Source organism: Pseudomonas sp. BLCC-B112, assembly GCF_028550695.1.
Taxonomy (GTDB): Bacteria; Pseudomonadota; Gammaproteobacteria; order Pseudomonadales; family Pseudomonadaceae; genus Aquipseudomonas; species Aquipseudomonas danubii.
This window is the reverse complement of record NZ_JAQQGK010000003.1, coordinates 466,714-483,296: the sequence shown is the minus strand read 5'-3', so window position 1 is coordinate 483,296 and position 16,583 is coordinate 466,714. Positions and strand designations below refer to the sequence as shown.

The following is a 16,583-nucleotide window of genomic DNA, read 5'->3' as shown; positions in this document are numbered from 1 at the left end:
ACCGGAACCCTCCCCACTCACGGACTATCTTCTGCATCGCGACATCCAGCGCGATATCCAGGACGGTTGCGCGCCCAGCGCCTCACGCAGTGCCTGAAGGCCGTCGCTACGCTCCTCCACATTGAAGGCCAGCGCCGCTCGCAGGGCGGGCCAGCAATGCCCGGGAAGATGCTTGGGCGCCTGCAGGGTGCGCTCCAGTCGCTGATCACGCGCCTGGGTCGACGGCAAGCCTCGGAAGGGATGCTTGCCAGAGGCCAGTTCAAAGATCACGCAAGCAACGGCATACAGATCTGCAGCGGCCGACAAGGCACCGCCCTCCAGCAATTCGGGGGCAGCGTAGCCCGGCGTCCAGGCATTGAAGCGACTGCGGCTCAAGTGAGGCAGGCCAGGCAAGACACCTGCCTCGGCCTGACCCAGGCCGAAGTCGAACAGGCGCACGCCCTCTTCACCGAGCATCACGTTGCTCGGTTTCAGATCCCCATGCAGCACGCCGCGCCCATGGCTGTAAGCCAGGGCGTCAAGCAGCGGCACGGCCACCTCCTGCAAGGCTGTCCACGGCAGGCCCGTCGGGTGCTCGCAGAGCAGCTTGTCCAGGGTCAGCCCGCGCATCAGCTCCATGGTAATGAACGCACAGTGACATTGGGCATCCACTTCAAAGCTGTGCAAACGCACGATGTTCGGGTGGCGCAAGCGGCGCGTCAGGGCGAACTCGCCATACAGCACCAGGCCCGCATCCGGCGACTCGGAAAACTCCTCGCTCAACACCTTGAGGGCGATGTAGGGGTCGGGGTCGCCAAACTGTTCATGCAGCAGGTCGCGCGCGCGATAAACCGTGCCCATGCCTCCAGCACCGAGCAGCCGCTCAAGACGATAGCGACCCGCCAGCAATCGCGGCAGCGTGCCTAAAGGCGCAGTTTGCGCAGGTTTGGCTTTGCCACGTTTTCGCGCCCGGCTGCGGCCCTTGCCCCTGGGACGCGCCACGGCAGGCGCAGCAGGTGGGGGTTTGACGAAGGCGAAATAGGTCAGGTCGCCGGCCTCAGCCTCACCGGCCAGGATGCGCTGCATATCGGGCTTCATATCCGTCATTGGCGGATCACCACGGCCGTCAGGTTGTCTCTGGCTGCGCCGCGCAATGCCCCTTCAAACAGGCGCTCCAGGGCAATCCGTGGCGACGCAAGGCTCAGCGCCCGGCCCAAGGCATCTCCGCTAAGTCCTTGGTAAAGACCATCGCTGCACAGCAGAAAAACATCGCCCGCATGGACCTCGAACTCCAGCACATCCAGGGCCAACCGCTCGCTGGCGCCCACCGCACGAGTCAGGGCATTGGCGTCGGGATGAGCACTGGCCTGCTCCGGGCTCATCCGCTGCTCGTCCACCAATTGCTGCCTCAGCGAGTGATCCTTGGACAGTTGATACAGGCACTGCCCACGCCACAGATAACAGCGGCTGTCGCCCGCCCAGATACAGGCCGCGCGGTTGCCTTGCAGCAACAGCGCCACCACGGTGCTGCCAACAATGCTGTCTTGGCGCCCCACACTGACCGTCAACTCCTGGCCAAGGCGCCGGTTGAGCCAGTGCAGGCATTGGCGCAAGTCATTGAGCCGCCCCTCGAAACTGTCATGCAGCGACAACTCCGCCAGGCTGGCGACAATCAGCTGGCTGGCAACATCTCCGCACTGGTGACCGCCCATGCCATCGGCGACCACCCAGAGCCCCTGCTCCGGGCAATCGAGAAAGGCATCTTCATTGCGCAGCCGCACCTTGCCCGGGTCGGTCCGTGCGGCGCTGCGCCAGGTGCCGGCAACCGACATCAGAGCTGCGCCGGCATACGGAATGAGCGCAGCACGCCCATGTCGAACGGGTTCGGCGTGCGCTGGCTCAGCAGCAGATAGTTGGCACGCAAGCCACCCAGTTCGGCCTTGAGTACCAGCACATCACGACCGGTCAGGTATTCGGTCTGCATCAGGTCGAGCAGACGGAACAACGACCAGGGCCCGGTGTTCTTCTCGATACCGATGGGCCGGCCGACCATCTTGTCCAACACCAGGCTGGCACGCCCTTCTTCAGCATCGGTGGGCCACTTGAAGGACATCGGCACAATGGGGCCATGCCGGTATTCCAGTTGCCGGTTGCCAAAACGGAACTCGGCACGACTCACCGCCGGGTCGAGGGTGTAGGGCTCAAGCCTGAACTGCACCTGGGGCTCCGCCGGGTTCTCGGCGAAGAATCCCTGGCGAATCACTTGCGCGGCGACCATCTGCTCAAGGTAGGCCTTGTTGATCGGCAGGCTTTGGCCGTCGATGCTGCGCAAGCGGTAGCTACCCGGATCACCACTGACGAAAGGTCGTATGTAGGAGTCGAAGAAGCGCTCGGCGATGCCCTGAGCCTTGAAGAACTCACGAAAATCGTTGACGGCCACATCGCTGGTGCTATGGGCATTGAACGGATAACGCTTGCGGATCGCCTTACCGTAGAAACTGTACAGCTCGCTCTGGTATCGCTGGTTGAGGTACTGGTACGAATCATTGAGCACCAGGCGCCAGGCGTCCTCGGCCAGCGTGTTGAACCACAGGCTCACCGGACGCGGCAGGCGCACCGAGGCATTGCGCAGGCTGCTCAAGGCATCGCGCTGGCCGCTCATGCGCGCCTTGGCCATTTCAAAGGCAGCCTGATCAGGCTGGCTGGCCCGCGCCAGGCTGGACAACTGCAGCTGCAGGTCGTTGATTGCCAGCAACGCCGGGGTCAGGTCCGCCGCCGGGCCGTTGTTGTCGTCCAGCAAGCGGTGCAGCGGCTCGAAGCGACGTTGCAGCGCCTTCTTCGCCGTATTCGGCAGACTCTTGGCCAGGGCCTGGCGGGCCTTACCTGCGACAGCGGCCAGCCCCTCGCCCTGCGCACCCGGCGCTGCATCCCCCGCCTTGCCTGCCTGCGCCGTCTCGTCGGCAGGCTCCAGCACGCTCTGGAAGCGGGTGTTCTCCCGGATCTCCACCAGCAATTGCAAGAGCGGCGAGTTGGCCGCGGTCAGACTGGCCAGTTGTTCGGCCCCATCGCCAGCATCGTTGAACGGCGGCAGGCTGACCCGACCCAGGGCTTCGCTCCAGTGGTTGGCGTAGTCGCGAAAGTACAGTTGCTCCAGCTCCACCATCAGCCGACGCAGATCCATGCCACTGATTCCCGAACCTTCGCCCAGCACCCAGTTGTCACGCAGGATATCGGTGACCAGCGCCGTGCCCTGGATCGAAAAATACTGCTGATAACCCTGCTGGGTATAAAAACCCGGGATCACATAGTCAGTGCCGACAAACAGATTGCCTTGTGGCCCCAGGTGCTGGCTCAGACGGTATTGCGGCAAGCTGCGAGCCTGCTCGCGCAACACTCGGTAGACCACATTAGCCAACGATTCGCTGCGCAACACCTGACGGGCCTGGCTCACCAGAGCCTCGTTGAGCGGATAGCTGAATGGCAATTGGAGCAGGCGTTCGAAGTGTCCATTCAGACCATTCTGCAAGGCGCTGTTGCCGGCGTAGCGGCTCGACCATTCTCGCGCCACCCAGTCCTTGAGCAAGGACGGATCACGGCGATCCTGCAGGTTCAGCATCAGATACGCGCGCAAGCTGTTGAGCAGGCGTTCGCGATCGCGCATGTTGGCGCGAACCTGCCCTTCGAGCATCTGCGCAACCCTTGGCAACAGTTGCTCCTGCAACTCACGCTCATAGGCACGCAAGAGCACCGGACGACTGGCATCGCCTTGATACAGCCCGACACGCTCATGCAGCGCCACCTCGCCCCCGGGCGCAAAGACCTGGGTGGCCGCATAACGAGTGTCGAGGGGTTTGAGCAGGGCCTGCGCGTCATCCCGCGCATTCAAGGCCGCGCGTTGCTCACTCCAGCTCTGCGCCAGTGAACGCAGTTGCTCCAGGCGCCCGTGGTTGGCCGAGAAGCTCCCGGCCCACAGCATGCCAAACACCGCCAGGGCCGCCAGGGCGCCCACGTACAGGGCACGCTGGCCCCAGTGAATGCGTCGACGCTCGCGTTGGTCCAGGCCGGCCAAATCGGCCTCGGGAAAAATCACCCGGCTCAACAGGTGATGAATAAAGCGCGAGCGACCGCCGCGCAGGGTCGGCAGGACGGCAGCCGACATGCCCAGGGTCGCGCCGATACTGGCCGTGTCTTGATCGAGCTGTTCGATCAGGTGCGGCGCACTGGTCAGGTAGAAGCCCCGCAGCTGGCTGGGCCGCTGATAGCGGTTACCGGTGAATGCCATGTCGACGAACAGGCACAAGCGCTCTCCGATCTGTCCCAATTGGTGTGGGAAGTCGAGAATGCGCCCACGCCGCTGGGTGTCTCGCTCCTGATGCATGCGCATGATCACCTGGCTGTTCAAGCGCCGCAGCAACTCCTCGAACTCCTGGCGAAGTACTGCCACATCGGTGCCGCTTTGTTCCTTGCCAAAGCTGGCGCCGAGTACCTGATCGCTTTCCTCACGGCTCATGTGATCAAAGAACTCGTCAAACCCCGCCAGTTGGTCGGCCTTGCTGAGCACCAGGTAGACCGGGACATCGACATGCAATTTCTGATGAACATCCTGCAAGCGCATACGCACCTGCTGCGCCAGGGTCTCCAGTTCCTGCTCGTCGGCGCTCAGCAGTGCCGCTACCGGAACCGTCACCAGCACACCATTGAGCGGGCGGCCACGACGTCGCTTGCGCAACAGACCCAGCAAGGTGTTCCAGGCACTGGCGTCGACGTCGGCGGCGCCTTGGCTCAGGTAGCGGCCGGCCGTGTCGATCAGCACGCCATGTTCGGCGAAGTACCAGTCGCAGTGCCGGGTGCCGCTGGTGTCGCGGGTCAGCTTGCGGCCCATTTTGTTGAGTGGAAACTCCAGGCCCGAAAAGTCCAGCAGGCTGGTCTTGCCGCTGCCTTGTGGACCGAGCAGCAGGTACCAGGGCAGGTCACTGCGCCAACGCTCGCTGCGACCGCGGTACAGGCTTGAGGTCTTGAGGGTGCGCAGCGCGTCCTTGAAGCGCTCATGGAGCTCTTTGTGCTCCTGGTCGATCAACTCGTCGCGCTGCATGCGCTGCTGTCCGGCCTCGCTGTCTTCGACGGCTTTCTTGCGGACACCGGCGCGCCAACTGACAAAGACCATCGCCAGGCCCCAGATCAGGAACAACGCACTGATGGTCAGCAGACGCGAGGTTGCGCTGGCCCAGAACTTGTTGTCGTTGACGGCCAGTAGCGGCCCGACGAACCACACCAGCAATGCCACACTCAGCACCAACAGCAGCGTCCAGACCCAGGTCTGACGCAGCAAGGCGCCGGCTTTCTTGAAGAAGTTTTTCATCACACGTCCCTGTCTTACTGCTGGGGCTGGACCACCACCGGGTCAAGCGGTTGATACGTCTGCAACAGGCTTTCGCGCTGCTGGCCCAGCACCCAGGCAAACCCCGAGTACATCACCAGCAGGCAAACCACGGTGAACAGCGCAACCATCCACCCCGGCACAATGCGCACCAGGCTGCGACGCTGATCGCCGAGCCCTTCCCAATGTGGCGACAGCTCACGAGGCACATCGCCACGCAGCTGGCGGATCTGCCGGTACAAGGCGTCGCGAATCCCCTCAAGCTCGAGCACGCCGCGGGGAATGACCCGGTACTTGCCCTCGAACCCCAACGACAGGCACAGGTACATCAGCTCCAGCATCGGCAGATGCTTGACCGGGTTCTTCGACAGCCGATCCAGCAGTTGGAAGAACTTTTCGCCGCCGAAGGTTTCGTTGTGAAAGCTGCTGAGCAGACTCATTTGCGACCACTGGCTTTCATTGCCCCAAGAGGTGCTCACCACCGCCTCGTCGACCACGGTGCACAGCACATAGCGGGCGGCCATCACCTGGCTGCTCAGCGCACCGTCCTGCAGGGCTCGCGCGTCGAACTGCCTGAGGCCGGCACTCAGGCGCGTATTGAGTGCACGCAAGTCTTCAGCCGCCTCGCTGTGCTTGAGGCGAACCACTTCCGACAGCAGGTCGGACGCCGCCGCCACGAGCGGGTTGAGGCTGACGCTGAAGGATTGCGCAGGACCCAGGCGTGCGGCATAGATCATCCGTTCCTCTAACTGCTCGAAACGCGGGGGATCGGCGAAGTCGGTCAGCGGGTTGCGCGCCGGGCCATGCCCAAGGCGGTCAAGCAAAACGGTTTTATCGTCCTGAGGGTGTTCCAGATCCTTGATCATGTCGTTCAGTTCCTGATGGCCCAGAATTTCAGTTCAAGCTCGGCGAACTCACCGGAGACGTGGAAGGCGAAACCGCCCGAACGCTCCAGTTGCGCCAAGTCCTCGGGACTGAGGTCGAGGATGAAATAGGTCTTGTTGGAGTGGAATGCGATCTGTCGCGGCGCCACCGGCAAGGGCCGGACCTTGATCCCCGGCAGATGCAGGTTGACCAGTTGCCGAATGCTTTCCACCGGCCCGACCTTGAGGTGCGACGGCAAGCGATGACGCAGTTCTTCAGAGTCGCAGTTGGCACTGGCCGCAAGCACGAACGAGGCCGACTCCAACAGCTTGTGATCATGCAGCGGCGACACCAGCACCCCGTACTGACGGGCCTGCAGCACCAGTTCGATGGCATGCTGCTCAAGCACCATCGACAGCACCTGGCGAATGGCGTCCATCAGTTTGCGAAAGCTCGCCCCCTGGTCGCTGTGCTGATAACGGCTGTCCAGCCGAGGGCGCTTGCTGTCACTGGCGAAAGTCGCCAGCTCCCCGAGCATGACCAGCAGCGAGCGATAGAGCTCCTCCGGATGGACATGTTCAAGATCCAGGTAATGGCGCAACAGCAGTTCGGTGCGGTTGATCAGTTGCAGCATCATGAAGTCGCCCACCTCGGCACCACCGACCTTGCCGTTGGAGCGAATCCGCTCGGCGATGGTGTCCCCCCGATGACTGAGCATGCTGATGATCTCTTTCAGGCACGAAAGCAGATAGGTGCTGGCATGGGTGTGCAGGAAGGTCGGCACGAAATCCGGATCGAGGCTGATCACGCCATCGGAGGTGGCATCCAGCACTTCACAGACTTTCAACTTCACATAAGCCTGCCCGCTCTGCTGCTCGCCCAGGAGCAGACGGAAGTCCGGACGGGCACAGCTGAGCTGGCTGCTGGAATCATCACCAGCGTTGGAGTCGGCGATTTCCGCCTCGTAGACGATGTAGCGCGCCAGCACATCGGATTGCTCTGCGCGCCGCGCTTCGATGTGGTTGCCCGTGACCAGCGGCAAAGCCAGGTAGACCGGCGTGCTCCCCGTGTTGGGCGGTACATCCAGGGCCAGTGGCTCGGTATCGTCCCCCAGCTCGAACAGACTGCCGTCCGGCAAGATACCGGAGGCCCGGCTGATCACCAGCTTGCCCATGTTGAGAAACTGCAGATCGATCTCCAGCGCCAGAAATCCCCAACTGTAACTACCCAGCAGTTGGGTACGGGTTTTCATCTGGTAATCGTAGTAACGATCGTTGTGCTGGAAATGCTGAGGCCGCAGCAACATGCCTTCCTGCCAAATGATTTTATGCACGTTCATCAATTGTCATCCGCTTGGGTGGACACATCGTTGCTGTTGCGGATGCCGGACTGGTCGAGGATCAGGCCGACCTCGGTCACCTCCTGCGGGGTGAGCTGCACCACATAACGCCACTGGCTTTCCGGCAAATCACGATAAGCCGCAAGCACGCCGACGAAACGGCTCCCGTCCTCGACCCGCAACTTGAATTCGAGGCTTTCCCCCGGGCGCAACTCCAGCTCTTCACTGGCCACCAGATCCGGTGCCAGGGACTCCCTGGCGCGCTCGTAGAGACTGAAAAAGTCGGCGTTCTCGAACGCGACGGGATGCTTGAGTTCCATCAACCGCACCACGATCGGCGACGCACGCCCATTGAGGTCGGGGTTGAGCCGGTCGCTGGCACTGAGCTTCAGGTTGAGCTTGGTCAGGGTCGAATACGGCGACATCGATGCGCAGCCGGTCAACAGCGCCAAGGCCATGAGCAGCGTCAGGGCCTTGAGTAATGGGTGGGTACGGCGAGACATGCAGGTCATCCTTGATCATCGAGGTGGAGGGTGGAGATCAGGCGGATCTGCTCTTCATAGGCCTGAGCAAAATCCCGCGCCAGCAGGCGCTCGTTCCAGTCGTCGTCCTGGCACAGCGCCTGGTGATAGCGGCGGTACGCTCGCCAGCGGCTACCGGAAGTCGCCAGCAACGGTTGCTGGCCATCGCGCTCGAAACGTAGCGTCAGCTGTTGCGGCGAAAAGTGTTCGAGGGTGCTACGCACTGCGGCGCGGCTGGCGCTGAGCAGCGCCACCTGGTGCGCCTGCAGGTCGCGAAAAGCGCGGGAAATCGCCTGCTCGGCAGACAGTTGCCCTGGCTTGTGGTCCAGCAGCAGGATGCCCAGTAGCGCTTCGCAATCCACGGCGAACTTGAGCGGGTTCTGACTGTTGCCCTGGGCCGTGGTGAGGGCCAGGCGCAGCTCGTTTTTCAGCTCGCTACGGGTTCGCAAGCTCTGCTGCAAGCCCCCCATGCTCTGCTTGAACAACCCCGCGACATTGACTGCCAGGGCCTCGCGCTGATCGTTATCGAGCGCCTGCAGATCCACCCCCAGGACCGCGCCAAAACGCGCCCAGAAAGCCTCACTTTGGCAGGCCGGCGCCTTGGGCTCGGGTAGCGCCTGCGGCTCGGGGGGGGCCACCAGTTCCGGGACCAACAGGCATTCCCTATCGATGCGGGCATAGTCAGCTCGCTGCCCAGGCTCCTGGTGTGGCACATCAAGCGCGCTCAGCTCGTCAAGCTCTGCCCCACTGTGTTCCTGCTGGTCCAATGCGTTGAGCGGGTCGAGGTCTATGAATGCGTTATCCGGAATGATGCTGCCGGCCGCTTGTGGCCGACCGGCTTCAACGGCGAAGGCCTCCGAGGCTTGCACCAGGCGTGCACGGATCTCGAAATCCCCCAGCAGGTAGACACTGCCCTGCTCGATACGCTGGGCTTGGCCCTTGCGCAGACGCGCGCCACTGCCACGGTCCTGAATACCGTTGCTGCTGGTATCGGTGAGGAAAAACTGGCCATCGCGATAGCTGACCAGCGCATGATGGTTGGACAGATGACGGTTGCTATCCGGAATCTGCCACTCGCAATCCCCTGCCCGGCCGATGGTGCCACCCGCCCGCCTGAAAGTTTTGCTGCTCAAGTCCGCCGGCACGAATTGCTTGGCATTGAGCACTTCAAAAACCAGTTCCATGATGCTGCTCCTTGCGCTCACTTGCCGCGATTGACCGCCTGCGGATCACCCAGCGGGCGATAGGTGTCATCGTTGAATTTGTAATTGCCGCTGCAGGCGCCGAGGCCGACCACAACAACCAGGGTCAAGAGGACGGCTTGCCAGTGACGAACAGACATCAGAAGGTCTCCATAGGTAGACAGTGCACAAAACGCCCTCCCTTGCAGGCGCGCCCAGAAGTACAAAAAACCAGCCAAGGCTGCATGCCTCGCTAGACCACAAAGTCGTCAAGATTGATGTTCAGGCGCCCCAGGCGGTACAGCAGCGTGCGACGGGGCAATCCCAGCTCCCGGGCCGCCAGGGTCTGATTGCCGTCGTTCTTGCGCAGGCAATCGAGCAACAGGTGGCGTTCGACTTTTTCCAACTGCTCGCGCAGGTTCAGACCCGGCTCTTCGGGCATGACTTCAACGTTCAGGGAAAAATGCTCGGCCATCAGTTCACCGCCTTCACAGAGCAGCACTGCACGCTCCACCAGCCCCTTGAGCTCGCGCACGTTGCCTGGAAAGGCGTAACCGGACAGATGATTGAGGGCCGTCGGCGACCAGCTCACCGGGTCCTTTTGCAGGAAGACACAGGCCTTGTCGGCGAAATGCCGGGCCAGGTCGAGAATGTCGCCTTCACGCTGTCGCAAAGCCGGCAACTCGATCGGGAACTGAGCCAGGCGGTAATACAGGTCCTCACGGAACTTGCCTTCGCCCACCAGCGCCGCCAGATCGCGGTGGGTGGCGGCGATGATCCGCACGTCGATGGTGTGCGTGTCGTTGGAGCCCAACGGGCGGATCTCGCCGTCCTGTAGGACCCGAAGCAGTTTGGCTTGCAGGGACAGCGGCATGTCGCCGATTTCGTCCAGCAACAGAGTGCCGCCATTGGCCGCATCAAACAGTCCGGGGCGATCGCGGTCAGCGCCCGTGAACGCCCCCTTGCGATAACCGAACAACTCGCTTTCCAGCAGGTTTTCCGGAAACGCCGCGCAGTTCTGCACCACAAATGCCTGGGAACGACGCGGGCCGTAATCATGAATGGCACGCGCCACCACTTCCTTGCCGGTACCGGTTTCGCCACGCAGCAACACGGTGTAAGGGCTGTGCAGGACCTTGCTGATCAACTGATAGGCCTGGCGCATCGCCGGACTGGTGCCGATCAGGCCATAACCACTGGTGATGACCTCGGGAGGCAGAAGCGGCGCAGGCTCGCCCGCGGGCAGACGCAAACGCTGGAGCAACGCCCATTGTCCAAGGACAAACGCCCCCAGTTGGCCCAACGACTGGGCAAAGGCTTGCAGGTCTTGCTGTTGCGGGCTGGCACACAACAGCAAGCCTTCGACAGCCTTGCGCGCGTTGACCAGCGGTACGCATAACAGTGACTGCCACGCAGCGCTGTGCACGGGCAGGAAGCTGGTGTCGTGGAGGCTGTGGTTCAGACCCACCAGGCTCACCACCCGGTTCTGGCACAGGGCAAACTGCAGCAGTTGCTCACCGCTGTAATCGCTCGGCAGGTTGATCACTTCCCGCGGTTGTAAAAGGCCACCGAGGCATTCGGCGCGCAGTTGCAGGCAGCTATGGGTGGCATCGAGCAGATACAGCTGACTCAGTTCACAGCCACTGAGCTGTGCTGCGCCTCGCACAAAGTCTTCAAGCAGCACAGCGCCTTGCACCGCCCGGGACAAAGCGGAAAATTGCGCCAGCAGTGCCTCTGCATAGGCCAGCGGCTGCGGCACCCGAGTGAACATGATGCCCACCTCAGGCGAACTCGCAGGCCACGCCACCGCTGCTATCGAGCGTTGCGTACACACGTTTGAGGTTCTCGCCGGTGGCCATGGCCGCCAGCAGGCGGTCGGCCACCAACGGCAGGACGTGCAGGTCGAGCAAGTAGTCGATCAGGCGTGCACCGCTTTCGCTCTGAGTACAGCGTTCGGCCAAGTGATCGACCAACGCCTGGCAGTGGCTGAACTCCAGCTGCCGAGCGTTCAGCCGCTCACCCAGTCGCGCCAACTTGATTTCGATCAGTTCACGCAGCACCGGGCCACTCACCGGGTAGTAAGGCACCACGCGCATACGTGCCAGCAGCGCCGGTTTGAAATGCTTGCTCAATACCGGACGGATCGTCTGCTCCAGGGTGTCGACACTCGGGCGCTCGCCGTTCTCGCATAGCGCGCTGATCCGCTCGCTGCCCAGGTTCGAGGTCATCAGTATCAGCGTGTTGCGAAAATCGATCTCACGCCCTTCGCCATCGTTGGCCACGCCCTTGTCGAAGATCTGATAGAACAGGTTGAGCACATCCGGATCGGCTTTCTCGACTTCATCGAGCAGCACCACGGAGTAGGGTTTTTGCCGCACCGCTTCGGTGAGCATGCCGCCTTCGCCATAGCCGACATAACCCGGCGGAGCGCCAATCAAACGTGAAACGGTGTGTTTCTCCTGGAACTCGGACATGTTGATGGTGGTGATGAAACGCTCACCGCCATACAGCAGGTCTGCCAGGGCCAGGGCGGTTTCGGTCTTGCCCACACCGCTGGGGCCCACCAGGAGAAATACGCCGACTGGTGCTTCTGGTTTATTCAGGCCTGCGGCCACGGCACGCATCGAACGATCCAGAACCTGTACCGCCTGGTCCTGACCGCGAATACGGGCACTCAGGTCAGTGGCGAAACTCGCCACCTTGGCGTTGTGCTCACGGGCCAGTTGCGCCAGCGGTACGCCGGTCCAGGCGCTGATGACTTCAGCCACCAGGCGTGGACACACCTCGAAGCTGACCAGCCGCTCCCGGGTTTGCGCATCGCTCAGGGCGCGATGGGTGTCGTTGAGTGCCGACTCCAGCTCCACCACGCCAGGCCCGGCTTGTACATCAGTCTCCCGGCCGGCATCCGGCGAGCCTTCGCTGTCTTGTGTCGAGCGCAGGGGGCTGGCGTCGCGGGCCCTGGCCAATTGCACACGTAACTGCAGCAGGCGCTCGGCCAATGTGCGTTGCTCATGCCAGAGTGTTTCCAGGGCCTGCTGTTGCTCCGCGGCATCGGCCAGCCGCGCTTCCAGGCTGTCCAGGACCTCCTGGTCGATCTTCAGTCCGGCTTCGGCATCGCGCCGCAGAGCCTGGCACTGACGCCGTCCCTCAGCACACTCGCCACGCAGACGCTCCAGACGCTCAGGTGCCGCTGCAAGGCTGATGCGAACCCGGGCACAGGCAGTGTCGAGGACATCGACGGCCTTGTCCGGCAACTGGCGCCCGGCGAGGTAGCGGGCCGAGAGCTCGGCGGCGGCCACCACTGCGTCATCACGCAGGTAGATACCGTGGCTCTTCTCATAGACCTGGGCCAGGCCTCGCAGAATAGTCACCGCCTCGGCAACGGTGGGTTCGTGCAATTGCACGGGTTGGAAACGCCGGGCCAGGGCCGGATCTTTCTCGAAGTATTTTTTGTATTCGCTCCAGGTGGTGGCCGCAATGGTACGCAGCTCACCACGGGCCAGGGCCGGCTTGAGCAGGTTGGCCGCATCGGAGCCTCCGGCATTGCCGCCCGCGCCGATCAGGGTATGAGCCTCATCGATGAACAGGATGATCGGTTTGGGCGAGGCTTTGACCTCGTCAATCACCCCTTTGAGGCGCCGCTCGAATTCACCTTTGACGCTGGCGCCCGCTTGCAGCAGCCCCATGTCCAGCGAGAGCAGCTCAATGTCCTTGAGCACGGGCGGTACTTCTCCGGCAGCGATGCGCGAGGCCAGGCCTTCGACGACCGCGGTTTTACCGACACCGGCCTCACCGACCACAATCGGGTTGTTCTTGCGGCGACGGGCGAGGATGTCGACCATCTGCCGGATCGCATCGTCGCGGCACAGCACCGGGTCGAGCTGGCCGTCTCGCGCCTGTTGGGTGAGGTTATGAGTGAAACGCTGCAACAGCGACTCCCCCGCTGCCGCCGGCCCGCCGCCGGAGGTTCGTTGCTGTTGTGACAGGGCAAAATCCTTCAGGCGTTCGATGTCCAGCTTCGCCAGCAACGGCTGGTAGCGACTGCCGGCATAACGCATCGGGTTGCGCAGCAAGGCCAGAATCAAGGCCGCCTGCTCGACCTGGCTTTGACCCAGTTCAAGATTGGCCACCAGTAATGCGTCCTGCAGCCACTGCACCAGTTCCGGAGCGAACACCGGGCTGCGCGAGCCGCTATCGCCGACTTGCGATTGCAGTGCCTCAATCAACTCGCCGGCCTCGACTTGCGCGTCCTGCAACGCCCGGGCAAGCAGACCCTGGGGACGCTCCAGCAAACCCAGCAGCAGGTCTTCGACCAGCACCTTGTTGCCGCCACGGGCGACGCAGCGCTCAGCGGAACGCTCCAGGTCGCGGCGGGTTTCAGCGTCCAGTGCCTGGATAAGTTGTTGCAGGTCTAGGTTGATCATGGGTCATCTGTCCTTAATGAATTTTGCTGCCCAGGGTCACCACGCCGTCGGCCTTTTCATGACCGAGCCAACTGGTCCACCCCAGACGACAGGTGTTCTGTTCACCGATGCACAGTTCGCGGATTTCCTCCTGGCGCAGCACCAGGCGAATGTCGTAGTCCAGCGGATCGCGCAGGGTGAACCGCACCAGCGCGCACAAGGGCTGGTAACCGAATCCGATCGGCAGGAACTCGTGGAAGCGTTGCCAGTCGAGCTGGCTGATATGAATGCGGAACTTGCCGCTGCGGTCGCGCACCCGCTCGCCCAGTACCAGGTCCTCAGCGAGCAGGCTGTTGGCCTGCCCCAGGCAGTTGCGCTGTTCGTCGAGAATCTCTACCCGGCGCTCGATGCACTGCTCGATCACCAGGTCTGCGTGCTTGAAGTAGTAGCGCAGCACCGCCTCGATCAGCGCCGCCGAATGGGCGCGCAAGCTGAGCAATCCCAGGTATGGCAGCAAGCGTTTCCAGTTCAGTTCCTTGGCCTTGCGGATCTCTTCGCCACCCAGGCCGATCAAGGCAAATAACTGAGCTGAAAACGGGTCCAGGGCACCACTCTTGAAGCTGGCGCGGTAGCGGTATTTACTCCAGATCGGCAGCATCAGGCGTTGCAGGCGGTGATGGAACAGATCGAGGAAGTTGCGTGTCGGGTTGCCCTCCTCGCCATCGCCCAGGGCCTGCTCGCCATAGAAGGCCGGCAAGGGCGAGCCCGCGCCGAACAACCCGATCAGGTTGAAACGCAAACGTGCGCGCATCTGGCCGCGCTCTTCAAAAAACTCCACGCGATCAACATCGCTGCCAGGGAAACCCAGGCTCGGATTGGCCTGGAACTCCAGCTGATCGTAGAGTTCCTCTTCACTCAGGTACGGATGGGCATCACGCAAGCGATCGACGACCAACAGTACGGCCTGAAACAGCGAATACTCTCGTATTACCGTGCTCAGTCTGCTTAAAGCAGGGGCTGCAGCCCCATGCGTGGAGCCCATTTGTACACCTCTCCCTGTGTACTTTTTACCCGCAGCTCATGGTAGGAATTGAGACTGGCGTAAAGAGCAAAAAACTCGTTAAGAACCGACGCGAAAACGAACAGGTCGCCTTCACCGATATAGCCTTGGGGATCGATACTCAGCTCGGTGCGCAATCCACGCAGCGGCAAGCCTCGGTGCAGGCGGTCGACGTGCTCGTGACGTATCGACTTGAGCCCGCCCAGCAAACGCTTGCTGACCTTCTCCAGGTGCTGGTCGTAGTAGCGCGGCAAATCGTAGGTTTCGAGGATCACCTTCAACGCATCGACGTTGGCCAGCGACAGATAGTTGAGCGACATGTTGCTGATGAGCTTCCACAGAAAATCGCGGTTCAGCGGCGGCGCGTAGCTCGACGTGACCGGTGTGATATTGCGGAAACTGAGAAACTCCGGGGTTTCCTCGCACAACTGGTTGATGTCGCCGAGCTTGAGTCGGCGCGGCAGGTTCTGGTTGGTGCACATCAGCTCGATCGACAGGGTTTCCTGAGCATCGGTGTGACGGATACCGAAGCTCAGGTAGGTATCGAGGCCGTCGTGCAGCAACGATGAGCGCTGGCGAATGCTGTAGTGCGGACGGCTGTGGGGCACGTCGAAACTCGGATCATGCTCGAACGACTCGAAGGGTACATACGCCTGATAACCCAGGCCGCCCGGCTTCCAGCCGGTGACGCTTTCAATGGAAAACACGCCGCAATGCTCCAGTTCGTACTTGGCCGGCAGCAGCAGGTACTCGTCCTGCTTGCCGTCGAGACGAATCGGCAAGGCATCGTGCTTGAACAGGTTGACGATAGGCGTGCAGTAGAGCTTCACGTTGTCCAGTGTCGGACGCAGACGTTGCACCCCACTGTTGCGAATATCGAAGCGCAACTCCAGGCCGTGCATGCGCTGAAGGATGTCTTGGGCCAACCTCTGCAGCAGATCCAGACCACTGAGATCGACAAACAGGAACTTATCCTGGAGCGCAAAATACTCCTGCAAATAGCGATACCCGCGGAAGGTATTCAGCGGGTACGGGATCAAGGCCTCTTCTTCAGCAAAGCCCACAGGCTGTACACGATTGCCCGGTATCTTGAAGGACATCCCAACGCCGTTGACTCCGGCCAGCGGCTCGCCGTCCACCCCCAACGGCACCAGCTCGATGCCCTCAAGGTTGCGCAGCAGGCTGAGGTAAAGCATCTGACTGATGTAGCGCTCACCGGCCAGGTGCAGGCGCAGACGCTCCAGGTTCAGTTCACCAATATGACCGTCGCAACTCATTTCCAGACGCAAGCTCAACAGTGCACCGTCACCCTTGACCGAGTAACTCAATGCCGTCAGGTCCAGAGGCAGCACATCGGTCGGATAGCAGGTGCGAAATCGGCAGCAGACATCATCGATGGGCTTGCTCTCTACCGGCGTATCTCGCGGTATGCGCTGGGCGGGTCCGGACTGCTGCAGGGGATCGAACTGCAAGATGCTGAACGCCGGCAATGGCCGCATGTAGTTCGGCCACAGCAGGTGCATCAGCGAGTGGCTCAGCTCGGGCAGTTCGTCGTCGAGCTTCTGGCGCAGACGTCCCGTCAGAAATGCAAACCCTTCGAGCAGGCGCTCCACATCCGGGTCTCGTCCGGCCTCCCCCAGAAAAGGTGCCAAGGCCGGACTGCGCTCGGCGAAACGACGGCCCAGCTGGCGCAGCGCGGTAAGCTCACTTTGGTAGTAGTGGTTAAAGGACATGGGCTCAGTGCCTGGTAGTAAGAGTCATGGATCACTGCGGTGGAACGCGTTGCCAGTAGCCGCGCCGCGTTACCCCACTCTCCAAAGATCCCTGCCGTGTTCGCGACGCGTACCGGATAGCCAACA

Annotated in this window: 12 protein-coding genes; all 12 read right to left on the bottom strand. The window is 62.0% G+C overall.

Going from position 1 to position 16,583, the window contains the following annotated elements:
• Positions 1-24 precede the first annotated feature (24 nt).
• Complete coding sequence (locus PQT43_RS11020; RefSeq protein ID WP_272753871.1) at positions 25-1,086, bottom strand: serine/threonine-protein kinase; 1,062 nt, start codon at positions 1,084-1,086, stop codon at positions 25-27.
• On the bottom strand, positions 1,083-1,811 hold the full coding sequence (locus PQT43_RS11015; RefSeq protein ID WP_110653595.1) for a PP2C family protein-serine/threonine phosphatase: 729 nt from the start codon (positions 1,809-1,811) through the stop codon (positions 1,083-1,085). The genes PQT43_RS11020 and PQT43_RS11015 overlap by 4 nt, the downstream gene beginning before the upstream one ends.
• Positions 1,811-5,338, bottom strand: coding sequence for a type VI secretion system membrane subunit TssM (tssM, locus tag PQT43_RS11010; protein WP_272753870.1), 3,528 nt, complete (start codon positions 5,336-5,338; stop codon positions 1,811-1,813). The genes PQT43_RS11015 and tssM overlap by 1 nt, the downstream gene beginning before the upstream one ends.
• Before the next feature lie 14 nt (positions 5,339-5,352).
• The gene (icmH, locus tag PQT43_RS11005) at positions 5,353-6,222 is read right to left on the bottom strand and encodes a type IVB secretion system protein IcmH/DotU (RefSeq protein ID WP_102881486.1); all 870 of its coding nucleotides are present in this window, start codon (positions 6,220-6,222) and stop codon (positions 5,353-5,355) included.
• A 5-nt stretch (positions 6,223-6,227) separates the two neighbouring features.
• Positions 6,228-7,559, bottom strand: a complete 1,332-nt coding sequence (gene tssK, locus PQT43_RS11000; protein WP_102864956.1) for a type VI secretion system baseplate subunit TssK — start codon at positions 7,557-7,559, stop codon at positions 6,228-6,230.
• Positions 7,559-8,062, bottom strand: a complete 504-nt coding sequence (tssJ, locus tag PQT43_RS10995; protein WP_102864955.1) for a type VI secretion system lipoprotein TssJ — start codon at positions 8,060-8,062, stop codon at positions 7,559-7,561. The genes tssK and tssJ overlap by 1 nt, the downstream gene beginning before the upstream one ends.
• 5 nt (positions 8,063-8,067) lie before the next feature.
• On the bottom strand, positions 8,068-9,264 hold the full coding sequence (tagH, locus tag PQT43_RS10990) for a type VI secretion system-associated FHA domain protein TagH (protein WP_102881487.1): 1,197 nt from the start codon (positions 9,262-9,264) through the stop codon (positions 8,068-8,070).
• A 17-nt stretch (positions 9,265-9,281) separates the two neighbouring features.
• On the bottom strand, positions 9,282-9,422 hold the full coding sequence (locus tag PQT43_RS10985) for a type VI secretion protein (RefSeq protein WP_102864953.1): 141 nt from the start codon (positions 9,420-9,422) through the stop codon (positions 9,282-9,284).
• A 92-nt stretch (positions 9,423-9,514) separates the two neighbouring features.
• Positions 9,515-11,032 (bottom strand): sigma-54 interaction domain-containing protein, encoded by a 1,518-nt coding sequence (locus PQT43_RS10980; RefSeq protein WP_272753869.1) that lies wholly within the window; start codon positions 11,030-11,032, stop codon positions 9,515-9,517.
• Positions 11,033-11,042: 10 nt separating this feature from the next.
• Entirely contained in the window at positions 11,043-13,685 is a 2,643-nt protein-coding gene (tssH, locus tag PQT43_RS10975; RefSeq protein ID WP_272753868.1) for a type VI secretion system ATPase TssH, read from the bottom strand.
• 13 nt (positions 13,686-13,698) lie between these two features.
• On the bottom strand, positions 13,699-14,706 hold the full coding sequence (tssG, locus tag PQT43_RS10970; RefSeq protein ID WP_102881490.1) for a type VI secretion system baseplate subunit TssG: 1,008 nt from the start codon (positions 14,704-14,706) through the stop codon (positions 13,699-13,701).
• Positions 14,670-16,457 (bottom strand): type VI secretion system baseplate subunit TssF, encoded by a 1,788-nt coding sequence (gene tssF / locus PQT43_RS10965; protein WP_110653589.1) that lies wholly within the window; start codon positions 16,455-16,457, stop codon positions 14,670-14,672. The genes tssG and tssF overlap by 37 nt, the downstream gene beginning before the upstream one ends.
• Positions 16,458-16,583: the final 126 nt, after the last annotated feature.

Bases quoted from the DNA above. Each gene is read 5' to 3' on its own strand.
- tagH (WP_102881487.1), bottom strand. From the start codon at position 9,264: ATGGAACTGGTTTTTGAAGTGCTCAATGCCAAGCAATTCGTGCCGGCG.
- tssG (WP_102881490.1), bottom strand. From the start codon at position 14,706: ATGGGCTCCACGCATGGGGCTGCAGCCCCTGCTTTAAGCAGACTGAGC.
- tssJ (WP_102864955.1), bottom strand. From the start codon at position 8,062: ATGTCTCGCCGTACCCACCCATTACTCAAGGCCCTGACGCTGCTCATG.
- PQT43_RS10980 (WP_272753869.1), bottom strand. From the start codon at position 11,032: ATGTTCACTCGGGTGCCGCAGCCGCTGGCCTATGCAGAGGCACTGCTG.
- PQT43_RS11020 (WP_272753871.1), bottom strand. From the start codon at position 1,086: ATGACGGATATGAAGCCCGATATGCAGCGCATCCTGGCCGGTGAGGCT.
- icmH (WP_102881486.1), bottom strand. From the start codon at position 6,222: ATGATCAAGGATCTGGAACACCCTCAGGACGATAAAACCGTTTTGCTT.
- tssH (WP_272753868.1), bottom strand. From the start codon at position 13,685: ATGATCAACCTAGACCTGCAACAACTTATCCAGGCACTGGACGCTGAA.
- tssK (WP_102864956.1), bottom strand. From the start codon at position 7,559: ATGAACGTGCATAAAATCATTTGGCAGGAAGGCATGTTGCTGCGGCCT.
- tssM (WP_272753870.1), bottom strand. From the start codon at position 5,338: ATGAAAAACTTCTTCAAGAAAGCCGGCGCCTTGCTGCGTCAGACCTGG.
- PQT43_RS11015 (WP_110653595.1), bottom strand. From the start codon at position 1,811: ATGTCGGTTGCCGGCACCTGGCGCAGCGCCGCACGGACCGACCCGGGC.
- PQT43_RS10985 (WP_102864953.1), bottom strand. From the start codon at position 9,422: ATGTCTGTTCGTCACTGGCAAGCCGTCCTCTTGACCCTGGTTGTTGTG.
- tssF (WP_110653589.1), bottom strand. From the start codon at position 16,457: ATGTCCTTTAACCACTACTACCAAAGTGAGCTTACCGCGCTGCGCCAG.